Source organism: Nitrospirillum goiasense, from assembly GCF_034427435.1.
GTDB lineage: Bacteria > Pseudomonadota > Alphaproteobacteria > Azospirillales > Azospirillaceae > Nitrospirillum.
The window spans coordinates 863,583-883,724 of sequence record NZ_JAXQNP010000004.1; the positions used below are offsets into that span (position 1 = coordinate 863,583).

The following is a 20,142-nucleotide window of genomic DNA, read 5'->3' on the forward strand; positions in this document are numbered from 1 at the left end:
CGTCATCCCTTCAGGAAGTCGCGCTCCAGCAGGTCGACGGGCATCGGCCGGGCGAAGAGGAAACCCTGGACCTCATCACAGCCCTGCTGGCCCAGCCAATGCCATTGCTCTTCGGTTTCAACGCCTTCCGCCACGGTCTTGAGACCAAAGCTGCGCGACAGGTTCAGCACCGCCGTGGCGATGGCGGTTTCGGCGGGGATGTCGTTGACGAAGGACCGGTCCAGTTTCAGCGCCGTCACCGGCAGGCGCCGCAGATAGGCCAGGGAGGAATAGCCCGTGCCGAAGTCGTCGACGCTGATGCCCACGCCCAGGCAGCGCAGCCGTTCCAGCAGCGCCTCGCTGTGGTCCAGGTCGCGCATCATGCTGGTCTCGGTGATCTCGATGTTCAGCAGATCGGGTGGCAGCTTGGATTGGGCCAGGCAGTCGGCCACCAGGTCCACCAGGCCCGCCTCCTGCAACTGGCGGGCGGAGACGTTGACCGATACGGGTACGGAATGACCCATGGCCAGCCAGCGCGCCGCCTGCGCACACGCGGTACGCAGCACCCAGGCGCCGATGGGCACGATCAGCCCGGTTTCTTCCGCTAGCGGAATGAAATCGCCCGGCATGACCAGGCGGTCGGCCTTCTGCCAGCGCAGCAGCGCCTCCACCCCGCTGAGCTTGCGGGTCAGCGTCTCCAGCTTGGGCTGGTAATAGAGGACGAACTGGTTTTCCTCGATGGCCCGGCGCAGGGCGGTTTCGTTGTGCAGGCGGGCCACCGCCCTGTCCATCATCTCGCGCGCGAAAAAGCGGTAGCGGCCGCCGCCCGCCGCCTTCGCGGTGCACATGGCGACATCGGCGCCGCGCAGCAGCGGCTCCGGATCGCGGCCATCGCCGGGATAGAGCGCCACGCCGACGCTGGCGGTCAGCGATACGGAATGGCCATCGACGGCATAGGGGACCGCCAGGGCCTCCACGATGCGCTCCGCCAGGCGGGCCGCCATCTCGGGCTGGGCGATGTCCTCGGCGACCACGGCGAACTCATCGGCGCCCAGGCGGGCAACGCTGTCGCCGGCGCGCAGGACGCCGGTCAGCCGGGCGCCAACCTCCCGCAGGACGCGATCGCCCACGTCCAGGCCATAGCTTTCGTTGACGGTCTTGAAGCGGTCCAGATCCAGGTGGAAAACGGCCACGTTGTAGCCCGCACGCTCCGCCTTGGGCAGGGCGCGGCCCAACTCCTCCGTCAGCAGCACCCGGTTGGGCAGGCCGGTCAGCAGGTCGCGCGTGGCCATGCGCCGCTGCGCTTCCTGGCTGGAGGCCAGGCGGGCCAGCAGCTCGTTGGTGCGGGCGGCAATGTAGCCCAGTTCATCCCGCTCATGGCCCGCCGGCAGGGGCATCGCCGTTTCCAGGGGCCGGTCGGGGTCGATGCGGGCGATGGAGCGGCCCAGGCTGAACAGCGGCCGGGTGACATAGCGATGCAGCACGGCCACCAGCGCCAGACCCAGCAACAGGTTGCGCAGCACCCCGCTGAGCAGGCCGGTGCCGGCCAGGATCAGCAGGTCGCGGGCCAGCACCACCGGATCCAGGTCCAGCCGCAGTTCGCCGATGATCTCGCCATTGGGGCTGTTGGGTTGACGCAGGGGCCGACGGATGGTGGAGAGGTCGCCGAACACCAGGCGGGACAGTGGCCCGGTCAGCCAGCCATCCTGCGCCGGCTTGCGTCGCACACCGGCCAGGCGCTCATTGTCCTTCAGCAGGATCTCAACGCCCGACACGGCATGGAGCTTCAGGTTGTCCATGATGACCTGGTTGGCCAACTGGGCATCCAGGTTCCAGGCGGCGATGGCGGCGCTGCCCTCCACCTGGGCGGCGATGTCATCGACGATGGTGAGGACCTTTTCCCGCTCCCGGCTGGCGGCCCAGCCGATCTCGACCGCGGAAAAGGCGAAGCCGATCAGCAAAGCGGCGACAGCCCCGCGCACCCCCTCCTTGAAGGACAGGGAGGACCAGAACGACCAATTGAAAAGGGAGCCCGCGACGCGGGGGGCGCCATCGATGCCCGACACCCCATCCGACAGCGAATCACCATGGGCGCCGGTGCCGCTCGCCGCCGCACCGCCCATGCCCGCGTTGGACCCGCCCGCACCGGCTGGATCATCAGCCGCCTGGTGGAAAGAGAACCTGGCCAAGGAGAATAGCGCCCCAAATCTCTTATGTTCAGGCCGACGCCCCCCGACCTTCCGGGACCGTCGACGGACGACGGTATCCGTCATCCCGCCACCAGGAACAGGTTGTCAGGCGCCGCCTTAGCCGCAGTCTTATGGACGGCGATGAGTTCCACAAGTGTTTCCAGCCCCGGCCGGACGGCACCGGCCAGGAGCGGCACCATCACCGCGCTGACGCGCAACAGGGGATAGCGGCGCAATCGCCCCTCGCGGTCCTTGGCTTCGAACCAGCCGCGTTCCCGCGTCTCGACGTCGTACAGGCTTTCGGCGTCAGAACGGAATCGGTTCAGGAAGGCCACCAGGCGTTCGCGCACCCGGTCCGGGGTCAGGCCGCTGCACGACAGGAAGAAGTCGTCACCGCCGATATGGCCGGCGAAGCCGCCCAGGGCGGCGGCCTGGACCTTCAGCTGCTCGCTGAACATCAGGATGGCCCTATCCCCTTGGCGAAAGCCGAAATAATCGTTGAACGGCTTGAAGTTGTCGAAGTCCAGATAGACCAGCACGTGGTCGCGCTCGGCATCCGCCACCAGCGTCTCCACCTGGGCGGTGATGGCGTTGTTGCCGGGCAGGCGGGTCAGGGGGTTCTGGTCCACCGCCGTGGCCAGGCGGTGTTCATGCAGCAGGCGCACCAGCGACTGGCTGCTGAGGAAGCCGACATATTCCCCGCCCTCAACGATGATGACGCCGTCGCTGTCCGACGCCTCGGCGAACAGCTCGATCACGCGCTCCAAGGGGGTGCCGATGTCGCACACCGGACAGGGGATGACGAAGTCCTTCAGCGTGTTGCCGAAAGACCGGTTGCGCAGGATCTCGGTCCCATACCGGGAATAGACGAAGGGCTTCAGGTGGCGTTCGCGGATGAGGCCGCGCGGCACGCCGGCCCTGTCCACCACCGGCACCACCGGCGGGGCGGCCAGGTTGCCGAAATACTCCAGCAGCTTGGCCTTGGGCGCCTCAAGCGGCAGGGGCGAGATGCGCTCGATCAGCTCGAACAGGCGTTGGCGTGCCGGCGCCGGGCGGCGCCGGTCGTTGCGGCTCAGGGACTCGGCGATCTCGCTGGCCTCGGCCAGGGGGCCGGCGGCCGGCCGTCCCAGCAGGAAGCCCTGCACATGGTCACACCCCAGGTCACGGCAGACGTAAAACTCACGCGAGGTTTCGACGCCCACGGCGATGGTGGCAAGACCCAGGGCATGGGCGCTGCCCACCAGTTGCCCCAGCAGCGCGCGCTTGGCCTGGTCGCCATCCACGCCGGTGATGAAGGCGCGGTCGATCTTCACGTAACTGGGGGGCTGGCCAGCAGGCGCTGGAAGTCCGCCACGCCCACGCCGAAACGGTCGAAGGCGATGTCGACCCGACCCCGCCGGTCACCGCCGTCGCGGCCGGCGCGGGTGGTGATCAGGCCGGCGCCCGTCGCCTCATACACCAGGTGCAGCTGGTCGGCCTGCGGCGGCGGGGAAACCAGGCCCTGGGCCTCTGGATGGATGTTGAGGAACAGGCGGATATCGGCCGTGCCGCCGGCCGCCAGGAAGGCGGCCACGGCCAATGCCTGGACATGCGCCTCAAACGCCGGCAGCGCGCCGTCGTCCACCGCCGCCTGGAACAGGGCCGCCACACTGGGAAAGCCCGCCGCCTCCACCCCGCGCAGCAGGGCCTCGTGCCCATGGACGCGGCCCGTCCGCACCTGGACGATGGGTTGGAAGACAAACCCCAGGTGCGCCACAACGTCGCGCCAGCGGGGTGGCAGGGTGGCGACGCCGCCTTCGGAAGTGGCGGCGGCGGACGCGGGGGTAACGGCAGGGGCCGCCACAGGCGCCGGCGCCGGCTGTCCCTGTTTGCCCTGCCGGGGAATGCCGGCCTGACTCTCTTCAGGCATCAAGATCAAGGAGGGATCGGACCTTCAGGCCGCAATAAAGAGTGTGTCCATCAGTAATATCCGTAGACGGTGACAGTTATGTGATGACCGGGCAATCGTTCGTGCGCTTCAGCCGGCGGCCGCAATGCCGGCGCGAGGTACCGGGGTGCCGCGGTTTGTCGATTCAGACGGCAATCGGCCTATGACGACGGTTTAGGCCATGGGCGGGGCTTTCGGCGGCGCACACATGGCCTTATATCAAAAGCGCCCTCAGGGGTATGGGGCGGCCAGCGCCATCGGCCGCGCGATGCCAACGGGAACGAGATTCACACGCACGTCCTCAACATATAGGGGTAGTCATGCTGAAGGGTAAATCCGCCGTCGTCACCGGTTCCACCAGCGGGATCGGCCTGGGCATCGCCCGCGTCCTGGCCTCGAAAGGCGCCAACATCATGCTGAACGGCTTCGGCGACGCGGCGGAGATCGAAAAGATCCGCAGCGGCCTGGAAAGCGAATTCGGCATCCGCGCCCTGTACAACGCGGCCGACATCTCCAAGCCGTCCGCCATCAAGGAAATGATCGACACCACGGTGGAGACCTTCGGGTCCATCGACATCCTGGTGAGCAACGCCGGCATCCAGTACACGGCGGCCATCGAGGATTTCCCCGAGGAAAAGTGGAACGCCATCATCGCCATCAATCTGTCCGGCGTGTTCTGGGGCATGCATTACGCCCTGCCCCACATGAAGAAGCAGGGCTGGGGCCGGCTGATCAACATCGCCTCCGCCCATGGCCTGGTGGCCAGCCCGTTCAAGTCCGCCTATGTCGCGGCCAAGCACGGCGTGGTCGGCCTGACCAAGGTGGCCGCTCTGGAAACGGCGGAGATCAACATCACCGCCAACGCCATCTGCCCCGGCTGGGTGCTGACGCCGCTGGTGGAAAAGCAGATCAAGGACATGGCCGCCAAGGACGGCATCAGCGAGAAGGACGCCGAGCTGAAGCTGCTGTCGGAAAAGCAGCCGTCCAAGAAGTTCACCACGCCGGAAGAGCTGGGCGAACTGGCCGCCTTCCTCTGCACCGACGCCGCCGCCCAGATGACGGGCGTGCCCCTGCCCATGGATGGCGGTTGGACGGCGCAGTAGTTTTTGGATGCCTTGCGGGCGCGTCCAGCGATGGACGCGCCTCTTGTCGTTTGAGCCCAATCGCCCCCGTCAGTTGAACAACGGTGCCGCCTTCTGCAGGGTGGTCCAAACGCCCCATAGGATGGGCAGGCCCACCGCCAGCCAGGCCAGCATGGCCGGGCCATCCACGCCCCCCCGGCCAATGCCGAAGGAACCGCCGACCACTGGGGCGCTGACAGTCTTGGCCTGCAGGGCGGCGACGTCGGCATCGCTCATGAACCACCGGGCCGCCAGTTGCTTGATGGCCAGGTTGCACAGCAGACCCAGCACCAGGAACACGGCCAGGACATAGAAGGTGACGTCATAGACGTGATCCTTCGGCACCTTCAGCGCCAATTCCGCCTCACGGATATAGCCGACGACCGAGGGCCCCGCGATACCCGCCACCGACCAGGCGGTCAGCAGCCGGCCGTGGATGGCGCCGACGAACTGGGTACCGAAGATGTCCGCCAGATAGGCCGGCACCGTGGCGAAGCCACCGCCGTACATGGACAGGATGACGCCCACGGCCAGCACGAACAGGGCGACGCTGCCGGCGCGGGCCAGGCTGGGCGCCGCCGCGTACAGCACCAGGCCCAGGACGAAGAAGACGCAGTAGGTCATCTTGCGTCCCATCCTGTCCGACAGAGAGGCCCAGAAGAAGCGGCCGCCGATGTTGAACAGGGAGATCAGGCCGGCGAAGGCGGCGCCGATGGTGGCGATGGCCGTTTTCTGCCCAGGGTCCAACTGGTCGAAGCCCAGTTCGGGATGGCCGATCAGTCGCCCCGCGAAGATTTCCTGCAACATGGGCGAGGCCATGCCGATGACGCCGATGCCGGCGCTGACGTTCAGGCACAAGACCGCCCAGATCAGCCAGAACTGCGGCGTCTTATGCGCGTCGTCCAGATGGACATGGCGGTGGGTGATCATGGCCCGCTGCGCCGCCGCAGGCGGTGTCCAGCCATCAGGCTGCCACCCCGCCGGCGGGATGCGGTAGCCGAAGGAACCGGCCAGCATGAAGACGAAGTAGATCGCGGCCATGACCAGGAAGGTCTGCCACACACCCGGCCCCGCCGGCCCCTTGAACTGGTTGATCAGGATGTTGGCCAGGGGCGACCCGATCATGGCGCCGCCGCCAAACCCCATGATGGCCATGCCCGTGGCCATGCCGCGCCGGTCGGGGAACCATTTGATGAGGGTGGACACAGGGGAAATATAGCCCAGGCCCAGGCCGACGCCGCCGACGATGCCGCCCAGCCACACCAGCCAGAGTTGGTGAACCATGATGCCCACCGCCGACACCACCATGCCGCCGCACCAGCAGAAGGTGGCGACGACGCCGGCGCGTCGCGGACCGGCCCGTTCCAGCCAGCCGCCCCACAGCGCGGCCGCCGAGCCCAGGACGACGAAGAACAGGGTGTACATGATCTGGATATCGGCCACCCGCCAGTTGCAGGTGGTGGTGGTCAAGGCCGCCAGCAGGGAAATATCCTTGCACGCCGACTCATCCGTGCCCGTCAACGCCTTGGACAGCGGCAGCCAGAACACGCTGAAGCCATAGGCCATGCCGATACACAAATGCACGGCGAGCGCCGCCGGCGGCACCAGCCACCGATTGAATCCCGCCTGCGCGACGATCCGGTCCCGATCCAGAATCGAGCCGGAGGGGCCCCCAGTCGGGGGGGCCGAGGTCACCGTACTCATTGGGCGTCACCCGCTTTGTTCAGCCGACAAAAAAAGACGGCCGCCCTCGCGGAGCGCCAACCGCCACCTGCCATGGCGGGTATTACACGATTTCCGGTTAATTTACCTTAGGTAAACTTTCCACCGCCTTCAACACATCGGGGTCCAGTCCGGCGCCACCTTGGGCGACATGGGTCTGGATCGCCTGACGCATGCGCGGCTCCCAGAACTTGGCCATGTGGTTGGCGATGCCGGCGGCGGCCTGGTCGCCCGGCTGGCTGGTGAAGAACTTGCCGATTTGGTTGGCCATGTAGACCAGCTTGTCAGGCGACATGCCGTGCTTTCCCTTGCTGAGCGCTGTCATCATTCCTGGCCGGCACGATCCGGCCGGCATGGGTGAACACCTCGAACCCGTCACGCCGCGCCACCGCCACCAGGGTGATGCCCGCGGCCTCCGCCGTGCGGATGGCCAAGGCGGAGGGGGCGGAGACGGCCACGAGCACGGGCACGCCCATGGCCGCGGCCTTCTGCACCAGCTCCACGGACACCCGGCTGCTCATCACCACCATGCCGGCGGACGCATCCACCCCGTCCCGGATCAGGGCGCCGGCCAGCTTGTCCAGGGCGTTGTGGCGGCCCACGTCCTCACGCACCGCCACCATGTGGCCCGGCTGTCCGGCCCGCCCCGTCCGCCAGAAGCCGGCGGCGTGAACGGCGCGCGTTTCCTCGAACAGCGGCTGGTGGCTGGCCAAGTCATCGCGCGCGGCGGCGACCTGATCAGCATCGACGGTGAAGCCTGGCGGCACCACCGGCAGGGCCCGCGTCGCCTCCGCCAGGCTTTCCAGACCGCAGAGGCCGCAGCCCATGGGTCCGGCCAAGCGGCGGCGGCGGCGTTCCAGCGCCTCCCCCGGGGTCTTGGCCAGCCACAGGCGGACGTTCACGCCCTCAGGCACCACCACCATATCCAGGTCCGCGATGTCGTCCCGGCTGGCGATGATGCCCTCGGTCACGCTGAACCCCAGGGCGAAGTCCTCCAGGTCGCGCGGTGTCGCCATCAGCACGGCGTAAGCCGCGCTGTCATAGCTGATGGCCACCGCCGTTTCCTCCGCCACCACGCGCGTCCCCTCCACCGGGAAGCCCTCCCGCCAGGCGACACGGGTCGCCGGGCGGCTGGCTTCTGGTAGGGCCCCGGGCGTCGGGGATTGAGGAACCGGCGTCACGCGGTCCGTCATTCGGCGGCGTCCGTACCGACGATGCGGCGACTGAGGTCGCTGTGGGTCTTGTACCTTTCCTGCCAGTCGGACGGGCCGTTGCTGGGGCTGACCTGCACCGCCGTCACCTTGTATTCGGGGCAGTTGGTGGCCCAGTCGGAATAGTCGGTGGTGATCACGTTGGCCTGGGTCATGGGGTGGTGGAAGGTGGTGTAGACCACGCCGGGCGACACCCGGTCGGTGATCAGGGCACGCAGGGTGGTCTCCCCCGCCCGACTTTGCAGTTTTACCCAGTCGCCGTCGCGCACGCCACGGTTCTCCGCGTCATGCGGGTGGATCTCCAGCCTGTCCTCCTTATGCCATTCGCTGTTGGCGGTGCGCCGTGTCTGGGCGCCGACGTTGTACTGGCTGAGGATGCGGCCGGTGGTCAGCAGCAGGGGGAAGCGGGCACCCGTGCGTTCATCCGTGGGGATGTATTCCGTCAGCACGAACTTGCCCTTGCCGCGGGCGAAGCCGTTGATGTGCATGATGGGGGTGCCGTCCGGCGCCTCATCGTTGCAGGGCCACTGGACGGAGCCGCGCTCGTCCAGCATCTGGTACGTCACGTTGCGGAAGCCCGGGGTGGTGGCCGCGATCTCCGCCATGATCTCCGCCGGGTGGCCGTAGGTCATGGGGTAGCCCAGGGCGTTGGACAGCAGCTGGGTGATTTCCCAGTCGGCGTAGCCGTTGCGCGGCGGCATGACCCGGCGCACGCGGTTGATGCGCCGCTCCGCATTGGTGAAGGTGCCGTCCTTTTCCAGGAAGGTGGAGCCCGGCAGGAAGACGTGGGCGTAATTCGCCGTCTCGTTCAGGAACAGGTCCTGCACCACCACGCATTCCATGGATTCAAGGCCATGGGTGACATGGTGGGTGTCGGGGTCGGACTGCACAATGTCCTCACCCTGGACATACAGGCCCTTGAAGGTGCCCTCGACCGCCGCGTCCAGCATGTTGGGGATGCGCAGGCCCGGCTCCCTCTCCAGGGTCACGCCCCACATGTCCTCGAATATGGCGCGGGTGGCGTCGTCATGGACATGGCGATAGCCCGGCAGCTCATGGGGGAAGGACCCCATGTCGCAACTGCCCTGGACGTTGTTCTGGCCGCGCAGCGGGTTCACGCCCACGCCGCGCCGGCCCAGGTTGCCGGTGGCCATGGCCAGGTTGGCGATGGCCATGACGGTGGTGGAGCCCTGGCTGTGTTCCGTCACGCCCAGGCCATAGTAGATGGCGGCGTTGCCGCCGGTGGCGTAGAGCCGGGCGGCGGCCCGCAGCTCGGCCGCCGGCACGCCGGTATACTCGGCGATGGCCTCGGGGCTGTGCCGGTCCTCGGCGACGAAGGCGGCCCAGTCCTGGAACTCGTCCCAATCGCAGCGCTCACGCACGAAGGCCTCGTTCACCAGGCCCTCGGTGACGATGACGTGGGCCATGGCCGTGACCACGGCGACGTTAGTGCCCGGCAGCAGCGGCAGGTGGTGGGCCGCCTCGACATGCGCCGTCTTGACCAGGTCGATGCGGCGCGGGTCCACGACGATGAGTTTGGCGCCCTGGCGCAGCCGCTTCTTCAGGCGGGAGCCGAACACCGGATGGCCATCGGTGGGGTTGGCGCCGATGACCATGACGACGTCAGTATCCTCGACACTGTCAAAGTCCTGGGTCCCGGCGGAGGTGCCGTAGGCCGTACCCAGGCCATAGCCGGTGGGCGAATGGCACACGCGGGCGCAGGTGTCGACGTTGTTGTTGCCGAAGCCGGCGCGCACCAGCTTCTGCACCAGATAGGTCTCCTCATTGGTGCAGCGCGAGGAGGTGATGCCGCCGACGGAGCCGCGGCCGTATTTCGCCTGGATGCGCTTGAACTCGCTGGCCGTGTGGCTGATCGCCTCTTCCCACGACACCTCGCGCCAGGGATCGGTGATCTTGGACCGGATCATGGGCTTCAGGATGCGTTCCCGGTGGGTGGCGTAGCCCCAGGCGAAGCGGCCCTTCACGCAGGAATGGCCCCGGTTGGCGGCCCCGTCCTTGTAGGGAACCATGCGCACCAGCTCGGTCCCGCGCATTTCCGCCTTGAAGGTACAGCCCACGCCGCAATAGGCGCAGGTGGTGACGACGGAATGCTCGGGCTGGCCGATCTCGATGACCGACTTTTCCATCAGGGTGGCGGTGGGACAGGCCTGGACGCATGCGCCGCAGCTGACGCACTCGCTGTCCATGAAGTCCTCATCCATGCCGGCCGAAACCTTGCTGGCGAACCCCCGGTCCTGGATGGTCAGCGCGAAGGTGCCCTGCACCTCCTGGCAGGCCCGGACGCAGCGGGAACAGACGATGCACTTCGACGGGTCGAAGGTGAAATAGGGGTTTGAGGTGTCCTTGGCCTGGCCCAGGTGGTTGGCCCCCTCCATGCCATAGCGGACCTCACGCAGGCCCACGGCGCCGGCCATGTCCTGCAGCTCACAGTCGCCATTGGCGGCGCAGGTCAGGCAGTCCAGCGGATGGTCGGAGATGTACAGCTCCATCACCCCCTTGCGCAGGCGCTTCAGCCGTTCCGTCTGTGTCGACACCACCATGCCCGGGGCCACCGGCGTGGTGCAGGAGGCCGGCGTGCCCGCCCGGCCCTGGATTTCCACCAGGCACAGCCGGCAGGAGCCGAAGGCGTCCAGCATATCGGTGGCGCACAGCTTGGGGATGGTGACGCCGCTGTCCATGGCGGCGCGCATGATGGAGGTGCCCTCCGCCACCGTCACCGTCTCACCATCGATGGTCAGGGTGACCATCTTGGCGTCGGTGTCGCCCTTGAGGCCCCGGGGATGCGGGGTGCCGTAGTCGATCTCAGGAACCAAGCCCATGGCCGGACCCTCCTTCATTCAGCCGCGGCGGGCAGGCGCCCGCGGTGGAAATCTTCGGGGAAGTGGCGGATGGCGCTCAGCACCGGATAGGGGGTGAAGCCCCCCAGGGCGCACAGCGATCCGAACTTCATGGTGTTGCACAGGTCTTCCAACAGCTCGATGTTGGCCGCCACGTCCCGGCCCGCCAGGATGCGGTCCACGACCTCCGCCCCGCGCGTGGACCCGATGCGGCAGGGCGTGCACTTGCCGCAGGATTCCTCGGCGCAGAACTCCATGGCGAAGCGGGCCATGTGGGCCATGTCCACCGTGTCGTCGAACACCACCAGGCCGCCATGGCCGATCAGGGCGTCGCGCGCGGCGAAGGCCTCATAGTCATAGGGCGTGTCGAACTGGCTGGGCGGCAGGTAGGCGCCCAAGGGGCCGCCCGCCTGAACGGCACGGACCGGCCGGCGGCTGGCGGTGCCGCCGCCCACCTCCATCACGATCTCACCCAGGGTCATGCCGAAGGCCGTCTCGAACAGGCCGCCATGCAGGACGTTGCCGGCCAGCTGGATGGGCATGGTGCCGCGCGAGCGGCCCATGCCGAAGTCGGCGTAATACTGCGCGCCCAGATCCAGGATGACGGGGATGGTGGCCAGCGACAGCAGGTTGTTGACCACGGTGGGGCGGCCGAACAGGCCCTTTAGCGCCGGCAGGGGCGGCTTGGCCCGCACCACGCCGCGCTTGCCCTCCAGGCTTTCCAGCAGCGCCGTCTCCTCGCCACAGACATAGGCGCCGGCGCCCACCCGCAGTTCCAGGTGGAACTCCAGGTCGGAGCCCAGGATGTTGCGGCCCAGCAGACCGGCGGCCCGCGCGATGTCCAGCGCCGCCCGCATGGTGGCGTTGGCGTGCGGGTATTCGGACCGGGAGTAGATGTAGCCCCGGGTGGCGCCCACCGCCAAGCCGGCGATGGTCATGCCCTCGATCAGGCAGAAGGGGTCGCCTTCCAGGATCATGCGGTCGGCGAAGGTGCCGCTGTCGCCCTCGTCCGCGTTGCAGACGATGTACTTCTGATCAGAGACCGCGTCGCGCACCGTCTTCCACTTGATGCCGGTGGGGAAGCCTGCGCCACCCCGGCCGCGCAGCCCGGACTTGGTCACCGCCTCCACCGTCGCCGCACCGCCGATCTCGATGGCCTTGGCCAAGCCGCGATAACCGCCGGCAGCCTTGTAGTCGTCCACCGACAGGGGATCGACGATGCCGCAGCGGGCGAAGGTCAGGCGCGTCTGCCGCACCAGGAAGGGATGATCCTCGGGCCGGCCGATGCGCAGCGGGTGGACACCGCCGGTCAACCAGCCGGCGGCGAACAGCGCCGGGACATCGCGGGCCTGAACCTGGCCGTAGGCGATACGACCCTCGGCCGTTTCCACCTCCACCATCGGTTCCAGCCAGAACAGGCCGCGCGATCCGGTGCGCACGATGGTGACGGCGGCACCCAGGGCGGCGGCCTGGGCCGTGACGGCGCTGGCGACCTCATCGGCGCCGACCGCCAGGGCCGCGACGTCGCGGGGCACGAAGATGCGGACACCGCCTTGGGACATGGGAGCGGCGGGCATGGGCGGGGTGGCGTTCATGGGCGTGACCAATCGTTGCGGGCCTCGTTCACGGCGGCGTCCAGCCGCTCATGGTCCAGACGGCCCAGCGGGCGGCCATCGATCAGCGCGGCTGGGGCGCAGGCGCAGAGACCTAGGCAATAGACCGGCTCAATGGTTAATTGGCCGTCGCCGGTGGTGCCGCCCCAATCCAACCCCAGACGGTGCAACAGCCTTTCCGCCAACGCATGGCCGCCCATGGACTGGCAGGCCTCCGCCCGGCAGAGCTTCACAACGTGGCGGCCGGCCGGCGCCTCGCGGAAATCATGATAAAAGCTCACGATTCCATGGACATCCGCGCGGGAGAGGTTCAGCGCCTCCGCCAACAGGGGTACTGCTTGTTGTGGTACATGACCGAAGGTTTCCTGCAAGGCATGCAGTATTGGCAAAGCAGGCCCTTCTAAATCCTGGTGTGCGGCAATGACTTCCGCAGCCTTATCGGGGTCCCAAGGGGTCGTTGTTGTGGCAGACATCACAGCCGTGGCCTCACTTCTCCGGCATTCTCCCTGGCGTAAGAAGTTGGCTATTGCCGGAACGTAATCAAGGAAGCCGTTCCATGTTGCGATAGAAAACTTCTATCGCGCCGCCCGGCTGTCGCAGACGGCTCCGCGGCCCTCTTGCAACCCTTTAGGACGCCCGAGTTAGGACGCCCGTCTTTTGGGACGTGGATCATGCGTGCGCGTATTTTCATTGCGACTTCGACCGTGCTGGGCCTGATGTTGACCGCGCCGATCGCGGTGCGGGCCGCCTCGGTCGACAGCCCGGCGGCGGTGACGACGGCGGCAACGGCCAGCCTTCCCGCCAACCCGGCCGTGGCGCAAGACGTGACACAGTTGCTGCGCGACTGGTCGGTCATCAAGTACCAGATGCAGGACGACAAGGTGCAGGCGCAGAAGATGCGCGACCTGCTGGTCCGCGCCACCGACCTGCAGACCCGCTATCCCGGCCGGGCGGAACCCATGATCGCCACCGGGCTGATCCTGGGCAGCATCGCGGGCTATGAGCAGAACGCCGGCTCGCTGGAGCTGGTGCGCAAGGCCCGCGACCTGTTCGAGCAGGCCGACAAGATCGACCCCACCGCCCTGGACGGCGCCGCCGCCGTGAACCTGGGCTCGCTGTATTATCTGATGCCGGGCTTCCCCATCGGCTTCGGCAGCGACAGCAAGGCGCGCAAGTACCTGGAGCGCGGCATCGCCATCAGCCCCAACGGGCTGGAATCCAACTACTTCTATGGCGAGTTCCTGTCGCAGCAGGGTGAGTACGAGCGGTCGGCCAAGGTGCTGGCCCACGCCCTTGAGGCGCCGGTGTCGGTGACCCAGCCGGTATGGGACGCCGGCCGCCGGGCCGAGGCCCGTGCCCTGCTGGCGGACGTGCGCCAGAAGCTGGTGGCGTCGAACTGAAGCCGCATCATCCCATAGGATGAGGACACCCCCGGGGGCCACCGCCTCCGGGGGTGTTCGTTTATGGCGCCATCGGCTCGCCAAAGGTGCGCGACACCTTCTTCGCCTCCGCCACCAGGGCGGCGGTCAGGGGGGTCATGGGGTCGCGGTAGGGCACCACCAGGCCGATGTCGTGCACGGCGGCCGGTTCGACGATGGGGATGGCCCGGATCTCCTCCGGGAAGCTGAAGGCCGTTGTCAGCACCTCCGGCATGACGCTGGCCCACTTCCCCGTGCGCACATGCGAGAACAGCACGATCATGGAATTGGATTCCAGGGTCGGGGCCGAAGTGACCCCGGCGATGGCCAGAAGCCGGTCGATGATGCGCCGGTTCTGCATGTCCGGCGTCAACAGGCACAGGGGTATCTCCCCCACCTCCGCCCAACTGACCTGGGCCCGGTCGCCCAAGGGGCTGTCGCGGGAGATCAGCAGACGGTACTGCTCCCGGTACAACGGGACGGTGCGCACGCGGCCCAGCGGCTCGTTATCCAGGTAGGTCAGGCCCGCGTCGATCTCCAACCCCTCCAGCAGGTGCAGGATCTCCACCGAGGTGCGCGACAGCACGGTGAAGCGCACACCCGGATGCCGCTCGCGGTAAGGCGTGGTCAGGATGGGCACCATGGCCAGCGCGGTGGGGATGACGGCGATGCGCAGATGCCCGCTGAGGCCATGGCGCAGGGCGCGCACCTCCTGCCGCATGGCGCGGGCGTCCCCCACGATGCGGCGGGCCCAGTCCAACACCCGCTCCCCCTCCTGCGTCAGTCCCAGGTAGCGGGCGCCGCGGTTGACCAGCAGCACGCCCAATTGATCTTCCAACTGCTTCAGGCCCGCCGACAGGGTGGGCTGGGTAACCCCGCAGGCCTCCGCCGCGCGTCCGAAATGCTGTTCCCGGGCCAACGCGATGAAGAATTCCAGCTTGTCGATCATGGGCCTGCCTGTCGCCTTTCCGCCAGCGGCCGATGGTAGGGGGCGGCGGCGGCCGGCGCCACCGCTGATTACACGGGCGCGGGCCCGCAACACCAGAGCACTATACTGAGGGTGAGGCCAAAAAATTCATTAAGCACAATGTCGTCATGGTGACCTCGCCCCAAGTCCAACCCTGGGCATCCCCGTCATCATCAGACGTCTTTAGGAGCGTTTATTATGCCTTGGCTTCCGTTCATCACCGATCCCGTGCTGAAGGCCCTGGACCAATCGCAGGCCATGATCGAATTCGGTTTGGACGGAAAAATCCTGACGGCCAATGAAAACTTCCTGCGGGCCACGGGCTACAGCCTGGCCGAAATCCGCGGCCGGCATCACAGCCTGTTCGTGGACGCGCAGGAGCGGGAGGGCGGCGCCTATCGGACGTTCTGGCGCGACCTGGCCCAAGGAATGTTCAAGCAGGCCCAGTTCAAGCGGATGGGCAAGGACGGGCGCGAGGTCTGGTTCCAGGCGACCTACAACCCGATCCGCGGCCTGGGCGGCCGGGTGGTCAAGGTCCTGAAGATCGCCGCCGACATCACCGATGAGAAGCGCAAGGCCATCGACCTCGCCGGGCAGGTCGCGGCCATCAACAAATCCCAGGCGGTCATCGAGTTCGCCCTGGATGGCACCATCCTGGATGCCAACGCCAATTTCCTGACGGTCATGGGCTACACCCTGGCCGAAATCCAGGGCCGGCATCACAGCCTGTTCGTCGATGCCGCCTACCGCGACAGCCCCGCGTACAAGAGTTTTTGGGAAGAGTTGGCCAGGGGCGCCTATCAGGCCGGGCAGTTCAAGCGCCTGGGCAAAGATGGGCGCGAGGTTTGGATCGAGGCCAGCTACAACCCCATCCTGGACCCCAACGGCAAGCCGGTGAAGGTGGTCAAGTACGCGGCCGACGTGACGGAGCGCACGCTGCGCGCCGCCGACAGCGAGGGCCAGGTGCGGGCCATCGGCAAGGCGATGGCGGTTATCGAGTTCGCGCTGGATGGCACCATCCTGGACGCCAACGACAACTTCCTTGCCGCCCTGGGCTACAGCCTGGCGGACATCCAAGGAAAGCGGCATGAGCTGTTTGTCGAGCCGGAATACCGGAAAAGCGCCGAGTACGGGGACTTCTGGGCGCGTCTGGCCAAGGGCGAATATCAATCGGGCCGATTCAAGCGCATCGGCAAGGGCGGCCGCGAGGTCTGGATCGAGGCCAGCTACAACCCCATCCTGGACCTGACCGGCAAGCCGCTGAAGGTGGTGAAGTACGCGACCGACATCACCGAAGAAGTCCGCCAGCAGGAGCAATTCAACATCCTGTCGTTGGTCGCCGACGGCACCGACAACAGCGTGCTGATCACCGGCGCCGATGGGCTTATCGAGTACGTCAACCCCGGCTTCACCCGCATGAGCGGCTACACCCTGGACGAGGTGAAGGGCAAGAAGCCCGGCCACCTGCTGCAAGGCCCGCACACCGACCCGGCGACGGTGGCCCGCATCCGCGAGAAACTGACCCGCTGCGAACCGTTCTATGAGGAGATCCTGAACTACACCAAGGCGGGGGAACCGCATTGGATCTCCCTGTCCATCAACCCCATCCGGTCCAAGACCGGCAAGCTGGAGCGGTTCGTCTCCGTCCAGGCCAACATCAACGCCACCAAGTTGCAGGCGCTGGAATCCAGCAGCCGCATCGATGCCATCGAGCAGTCGACCGTGGTCATCGAATGGGACGAGGACAAGCGCCTGGCGCACCTCAACACCCGGGCGCTGGCGCTGCTGGGCGTCGCCGACATGCGGCAGGCGGCCGATTACCTGCGGTATGACGACGTCTTCTCCAGCGACGAACGCCAGCGCCTGCAGGCTGGCGCGGCCTTGAGCCCGGATAAGACCCTGATGGTCGCGGGCAACGAGATCCACCTGACCACCACGGTCCAACCCCTGCGCGACGTGGCCGGCCAATTGCGGCGCACGGTCATGTACGCGACGGACGTCACCTCCCGCCGTCGGGCCGCCAAGGAAACCGAGGCCATGATGGAAAACGTCCTGACCAAGATCAGCCAGATCGCGCAATCCATCTCCGGCGTGTCGGGCCAAACCAACCTGCTGGCGCTGAACGCGACCATCGAGGCCGCGCGGGCGGGCGAGGCCGGCAAGGGCTTCGCCGTCGTGGCGGGGGAGGTCAAGTCGCTGGCTCAGCGCTCCGCCTCGCTGTCCACCGGAATCGCCACCCTGGTCGGCGACACCCAGACCCGGATCGAGCAGTTCCGGCTTCAAGCCTGATGCCAACCGCCTTGGCAAGGGGGGCGCCTTGACCTCTTGCCCCCTGGACAGACGCCGCCGCCAGCGCCACGCTTGGACACCGGATGGATGAAGGAGCTGGCAAGGTTACGGGGAGGGGCGGTGCGGCGACGGTCGTTGTTCCGGATGAGGGTGCTGTGGGCAGCCAGGGGCATGATCGCCCTTGGGGTCGCCTGCGGGGCCACCCTAACGGCCGCACAGCCCCACGCGGATGCCCCCGCCCTCATGCAATCGGGAAAGCCGGTTCCCCCGGCGCTTCTCACCGGGGACTGGCAGGGCACACTGGATACGGGGGCGACGCGGTTGCGCCTGGTGTTTCATGTGGCGGCCACCGGCCAGGGCGTGGGCCAGGGCTCCACCTCCCTGTCGGCGACGCTGGACAGCGTCGACCAGCAGGTCATGGGCGTCCCCGTCCCCAGCGTGACCAGCGACGGCGACCAGGTGAGCTTCGCCATACCCAGCATCCTGGGCGGCTATACCGGCGCCCTGACGGCGGACGGGCAGAGCCTGCGCGGCACCTGGACCCAAGCGGGCCAGGCGCGGCCCCTGGTCCTGGCCCGGGTGACGACGGCGCAGATATGGGCGGAGCAGGCGCGGCCGCAGACTCCCCGGCCACCCTTCCCCTACCGCGCGGTCGACGTCGCCTATGACAACCCCCGGGCCCCGGGGGTGCGGCTGGCCGGCACGCTGACCCTGCCTGCGGGCAAGGGGCCCTTTCCGGCCGCCCTGCTGATCACCGGGTCCGGTCCGCAAGACCGGGATGAGACCATCGACGGGCACAAGCCCTTCCTGGTGCTGGCCGACGCGCTGGCCCGGCGCGGCATCGCCGTGCTGCGGGTGGATGACCGGGGCGTGGGCCGCTCCACCGGCGATTTCGAGGCCGCCACCACGCCCGACTTCGCTACCGACGCCGCCGCCGGCGTCGCCTATCTCCGCAGCCGCGCCGACATCGACCCGGCGCGCATTGGCCTGATCGGCCACAGCGAGGGTGGCCTGATCGCCCCCATGGTCGCCGCCCATGACCCGGCCATCGCCTGGCTGGTGCTGATGGCCGGCCCGGGCGTGGATGGGGAACATATCCTGCTGACCCAGAAGCGCCTGATCGCCGGCGCCACCGGCGTCGGCCCCGGCGGTGCGGAGCGCCTGGTGGACATGGACCGACGCGAATACGCCATCGTGAAGGAGGAAACGGACGCGGAGCGCGCCCGCGCCCGCCTGCGCATTCTGCTGCAGGGCGGCATCATCGGCGGCGACAACCACGTCGCCACCTCGGAGGCGTTGATCGAGGCGATCACCAAGCCCTGGTACCGCTGGTTCCTGACCCACGACCCCGCCCCCACCCTGCACACCCTGCGCCTGCCGGTGCTGGCCCTGGTCGGGTCCAAGGATTTGCAGGTCTCGGCGGCGGAGAACCTGCCCGCCCTGCGCGCCGCCCTGGCCGGCGACCCCCAGGCCGAGGTGCGCGAGCTGCCGGGCCTGAACCACATGTTCCAGGCCGCCGACACCGGCGCCCCCACCGAATACGCCCGCATCCCCCAGACCATCGCCCCGCTGGCCCTGGACCTGATCACCGATTGGGTGGCGGCGCACAGCGGGGCGCCCAAGCCGTGAGCGTGACGCTGCGCGCGCCCGAGGCCGATGAGATGCCCGGCCTGCAAGCGCTGGAAGCCGCCGCCCGCCGGCGGTACGCCGCCTGGCCGGACTTGGCTTTCATCGCCGACCGCCCGCCCATCGCGCTGGAACGGCTGGCGACCGGCACCGTCTGGGTGGCGGGTGACCCCGGACGCCCCGTCGGCTTCATCCTCCTGCAACCGCAGGACGATCAGCTTTACATCGCCAATATTTCGGTGGCGCCCGAGGCCGGCGGCCGTGGCATTGGTGGCGCCTTGCTGGGCCAGGCCCTGGCCGACGCGCGGGCCTTGGGCGCCGAGGCCCTGACGCTAACCACCTTCCGGGCGCCGCCCTGGAACGGCCCCTGGTTTCGCCGCCGCGGTTATACGCCGATGCCGGCTGAGCGCATCGGACCAACCTTGCGCGCGACACTGAAGCGGCAGGCGGCATTGGTGGATCCGGCAACGCGAGAAGTGTTGTGGAACTGGCACAAGTCCCCGCAGACCCCGCCATGACGGCCGCCTGCACAAATCCTGCACCATAAGTGCCCGTTATTGCGGAAAAAATGCCCGCCTGCCCGAGGCCGGCGGCGGGTAGCGTGGCGGCTGTTCCACCACCGCCGGGGCAACCCATGACTATCGCCATTTCCGCTCCCGACCGTCCGGCCCTATGGCCCCTATTGGCCATGGCCAGCGTCTTCGCCGGCCTAGTGCTGGTCGACGCGGCGCTGGAGTGGGAGCCGCCGTTCGATGCCCTGGCCCTGCTGCTGGTTCTCGCCCTGTGGTGCGCGGCTGCGATGGCGGCGGCAAGCCTGGCAGTGCAGGCGGGCCGCCAGGGGCAGCCCCGGCGCGCCGCGTCCCTGGCGCTGCTGCCCCTGGCCTTCCTAGTGACGGTGGCGCAACCCAAGCTGGTCATGGGCGGCGCGCAGACCCTGGGCGACCGCCTGCACTTCATGATCGAATACCAAGAATATCTGGCTCTGATCCGCGCCATGCCCGATACGGGTGAGCCCAAGTTGCTGACCGTTGATTGGGGCGGCTTCCTTACCGCCTCAACCAGCCTGGTCTACGACGAGAGTGACGAGATGGCTCTACCGCCGGAGCGCCGATCCACCGCATGGCGGGCACGAGCCCAACAAACGATCCTTTCCTGCGCGTATGGCTATTGGGTGCGCACAACTCTGGGCGGGCACTTCTACGCCGTCGGCGTGGGATGCTGA

Annotated in this window: 16 protein-coding genes; 6 read left to right on the plus strand and 10 right to left on the minus strand. The window is 67.8% G+C overall.

Annotated features, from left to right (window positions below):
• Window positions 1-2 precede the first annotated feature (2 nt).
• From ULB03_RS25565 to ULB03_RS25575, 3 genes are all read right to left on the minus strand, one after another.
• Window positions 3-2,168: a putative bifunctional diguanylate cyclase/phosphodiesterase gene (locus ULB03_RS25565; RefSeq protein ID WP_322485902.1), complete on the minus strand. Its 2,166-nt coding sequence runs from the start codon at window positions 2,166-2,168 to the stop codon at window positions 3-5.
• Between the two features lie 80 nt (window positions 2,169-2,248).
• Entirely contained in the window at window positions 2,249-3,481 is a 1,233-nt protein-coding gene (locus tag ULB03_RS25570) for an EAL domain-containing protein (RefSeq protein ID WP_322485903.1), read from the minus strand.
• Window positions 3,478-4,077, minus strand: a complete 600-nt coding sequence (locus ULB03_RS25575) for an EAL domain-containing protein (RefSeq protein ID WP_322485904.1) — start codon at window positions 4,075-4,077, stop codon at window positions 3,478-3,480. The genes ULB03_RS25570 and ULB03_RS25575 overlap by 4 nt, the downstream gene beginning before the upstream one ends.
• A gap of 338 nt (window positions 4,078-4,415) precedes the next feature.
• On the opposite strand from ULB03_RS25575, the gene ULB03_RS25580 reads away from it, so the two are divergent.
• Window positions 4,416-5,198, plus strand: coding sequence for a 3-hydroxybutyrate dehydrogenase (locus tag ULB03_RS25580; protein WP_322485905.1), 783 nt, complete (start codon window positions 4,416-4,418; stop codon window positions 5,196-5,198).
• 69 nt (window positions 5,199-5,267) lie between these two features.
• On the opposite strand, the gene ULB03_RS25585 is transcribed toward ULB03_RS25580, so the two are convergent.
• The 6 genes from ULB03_RS25585 to ULB03_RS25610 form a co-directional block, all read right to left on the minus strand.
• Window positions 5,268-6,800, minus strand: coding sequence for an OFA family MFS transporter (locus ULB03_RS25585; protein WP_322485906.1), 1,533 nt, complete (start codon window positions 6,798-6,800; stop codon window positions 5,268-5,270).
• Between the two features lie 217 nt (window positions 6,801-7,017).
• Window positions 7,018-7,233, minus strand: coding sequence for a formate dehydrogenase subunit delta (locus tag ULB03_RS25590; RefSeq protein ID WP_322485907.1), 216 nt, complete (start codon window positions 7,231-7,233; stop codon window positions 7,018-7,020).
• Window positions 7,223-8,131 carry a formate dehydrogenase accessory sulfurtransferase FdhD gene (gene fdhD / locus ULB03_RS25595; protein ID WP_322485908.1) on the minus strand — a complete coding sequence of 303 codons (909 nt, stop codon included), beginning with the start codon at window positions 8,129-8,131 and terminating at the stop codon, window positions 7,223-7,225. Before fdhD ends, ULB03_RS25590 begins: the two co-directional genes overlap by 11 nt.
• Window positions 8,128-10,989, minus strand: a complete 2,862-nt coding sequence (fdhF, locus tag ULB03_RS25600) for a formate dehydrogenase subunit alpha (protein ID WP_322485909.1) — start codon at window positions 10,987-10,989, stop codon at window positions 8,128-8,130. Before fdhF ends, fdhD begins: the two co-directional genes overlap by 4 nt.
• A 14-nt stretch (window positions 10,990-11,003) precedes the next feature.
• Window positions 11,004-12,602 carry a formate dehydrogenase beta subunit gene (locus ULB03_RS25605; protein WP_416211190.1) on the minus strand — a complete coding sequence of 533 codons (1,599 nt, stop codon included), beginning with the start codon at window positions 12,600-12,602 and terminating at the stop codon, window positions 11,004-11,006.
• A complete protein-coding gene (locus ULB03_RS25610; RefSeq protein ID WP_322485910.1) occupies window positions 12,599-13,093 on the minus strand; it encodes a formate dehydrogenase subunit gamma in 495 nt (164 codons plus the stop codon). The genes ULB03_RS25605 and ULB03_RS25610 overlap by 4 nt, the downstream gene beginning before the upstream one ends.
• A 198-nt stretch (window positions 13,094-13,291) precedes the next feature.
• Between ULB03_RS25610 and ULB03_RS25615 the strand changes: the two genes are divergently transcribed.
• Window positions 13,292-14,020 (plus strand): tetratricopeptide repeat protein, encoded by a 729-nt coding sequence (locus tag ULB03_RS25615; protein WP_322485911.1) that lies wholly within the window; start codon window positions 13,292-13,294, stop codon window positions 14,018-14,020.
• Between the two features lie 61 nt (window positions 14,021-14,081).
• Here ULB03_RS25615 and ULB03_RS25620 read toward each other — a convergent pair whose 3' ends face one another.
• A complete protein-coding gene (locus ULB03_RS25620; RefSeq protein WP_322485912.1) occupies window positions 14,082-14,987 on the minus strand; it encodes a LysR family transcriptional regulator in 906 nt (301 codons plus the stop codon).
• Between the two features lie 216 nt (window positions 14,988-15,203).
• On the opposite strand from ULB03_RS25620, the gene ULB03_RS25625 reads away from it, so the two are divergent.
• From ULB03_RS25625 to ULB03_RS25640, 4 genes are all read left to right on the plus strand, one after another.
• Window positions 15,204-17,294: a PAS domain S-box protein gene (locus tag ULB03_RS25625; RefSeq protein ID WP_416211191.1), complete on the plus strand. Its 2,091-nt coding sequence runs from the start codon at window positions 15,204-15,206 to the stop codon at window positions 17,292-17,294.
• Between the two features lie 330 nt (window positions 17,295-17,624).
• Window positions 17,625-18,923 carry an alpha/beta hydrolase family protein gene (locus tag ULB03_RS25630; RefSeq protein ID WP_322486241.1) on the plus strand — a complete coding sequence of 433 codons (1,299 nt, stop codon included), beginning with the start codon at window positions 17,625-17,627 and terminating at the stop codon, window positions 18,921-18,923.
• Window positions 18,920-19,438: a GNAT family N-acetyltransferase gene (locus ULB03_RS25635; protein WP_322485913.1), complete on the plus strand. Its 519-nt coding sequence runs from the start codon at window positions 18,920-18,922 to the stop codon at window positions 19,436-19,438. The genes ULB03_RS25630 and ULB03_RS25635 overlap by 4 nt, the downstream gene beginning before the upstream one ends.
• A gap of 116 nt (window positions 19,439-19,554) precedes the next feature.
• A complete protein-coding gene (locus tag ULB03_RS25640) occupies window positions 19,555-20,142 on the plus strand; it encodes a hypothetical protein (RefSeq protein ID WP_322485914.1) in 588 nt (195 codons plus the stop codon).

Excerpts from the sequence above, each read along its gene's own strand:
- ULB03_RS25575 (WP_322485904.1), bottom strand. The coding sequence starts at position 4,077 with ATGCCTGAAGAGAGTCAGGCCGGCATTCCCCGGCAGGGCAAACAGGGA.
- ULB03_RS25580 (WP_322485905.1), top strand. The coding sequence starts at position 4,416 with ATGCTGAAGGGTAAATCCGCCGTCGTCACCGGTTCCACCAGCGGGATC.
- ULB03_RS25590 (WP_322485907.1), bottom strand. The coding sequence starts at position 7,233 with ATGTCGCCTGACAAGCTGGTCTACATGGCCAACCAAATCGGCAAGTTC.
- fdhD (WP_322485908.1), bottom strand. The coding sequence starts at position 8,131 with ATGACGGACCGCGTGACGCCGGTTCCTCAATCCCCGACGCCCGGGGCC.
- fdhF (WP_322485909.1), bottom strand. The coding sequence starts at position 10,989 with ATGGGCTTGGTTCCTGAGATCGACTACGGCACCCCGCATCCCCGGGGC.
- ULB03_RS25605 (WP_416211190.1), bottom strand. The coding sequence starts at position 12,602 with ATGAACGCCACCCCGCCCATGCCCGCCGCTCCCATGTCCCAAGGCGGT.
- ULB03_RS25610 (WP_322485910.1), bottom strand. The coding sequence starts at position 13,093 with ATGTCTGCCACAACAACGACCCCTTGGGACCCCGATAAGGCTGCGGAA.
- ULB03_RS25615 (WP_322485911.1), top strand. The coding sequence starts at position 13,292 with ATGCGTGCGCGTATTTTCATTGCGACTTCGACCGTGCTGGGCCTGATG.
- ULB03_RS25620 (WP_322485912.1), bottom strand. The coding sequence starts at position 14,987 with ATGATCGACAAGCTGGAATTCTTCATCGCGTTGGCCCGGGAACAGCAT.
- ULB03_RS25625 (WP_416211191.1), top strand. The coding sequence starts at position 15,204 with ATGCCTTGGCTTCCGTTCATCACCGATCCCGTGCTGAAGGCCCTGGAC.
- ULB03_RS25640 (WP_322485914.1), top strand. The coding sequence starts at position 19,555 with ATGACTATCGCCATTTCCGCTCCCGACCGTCCGGCCCTATGGCCCCTA.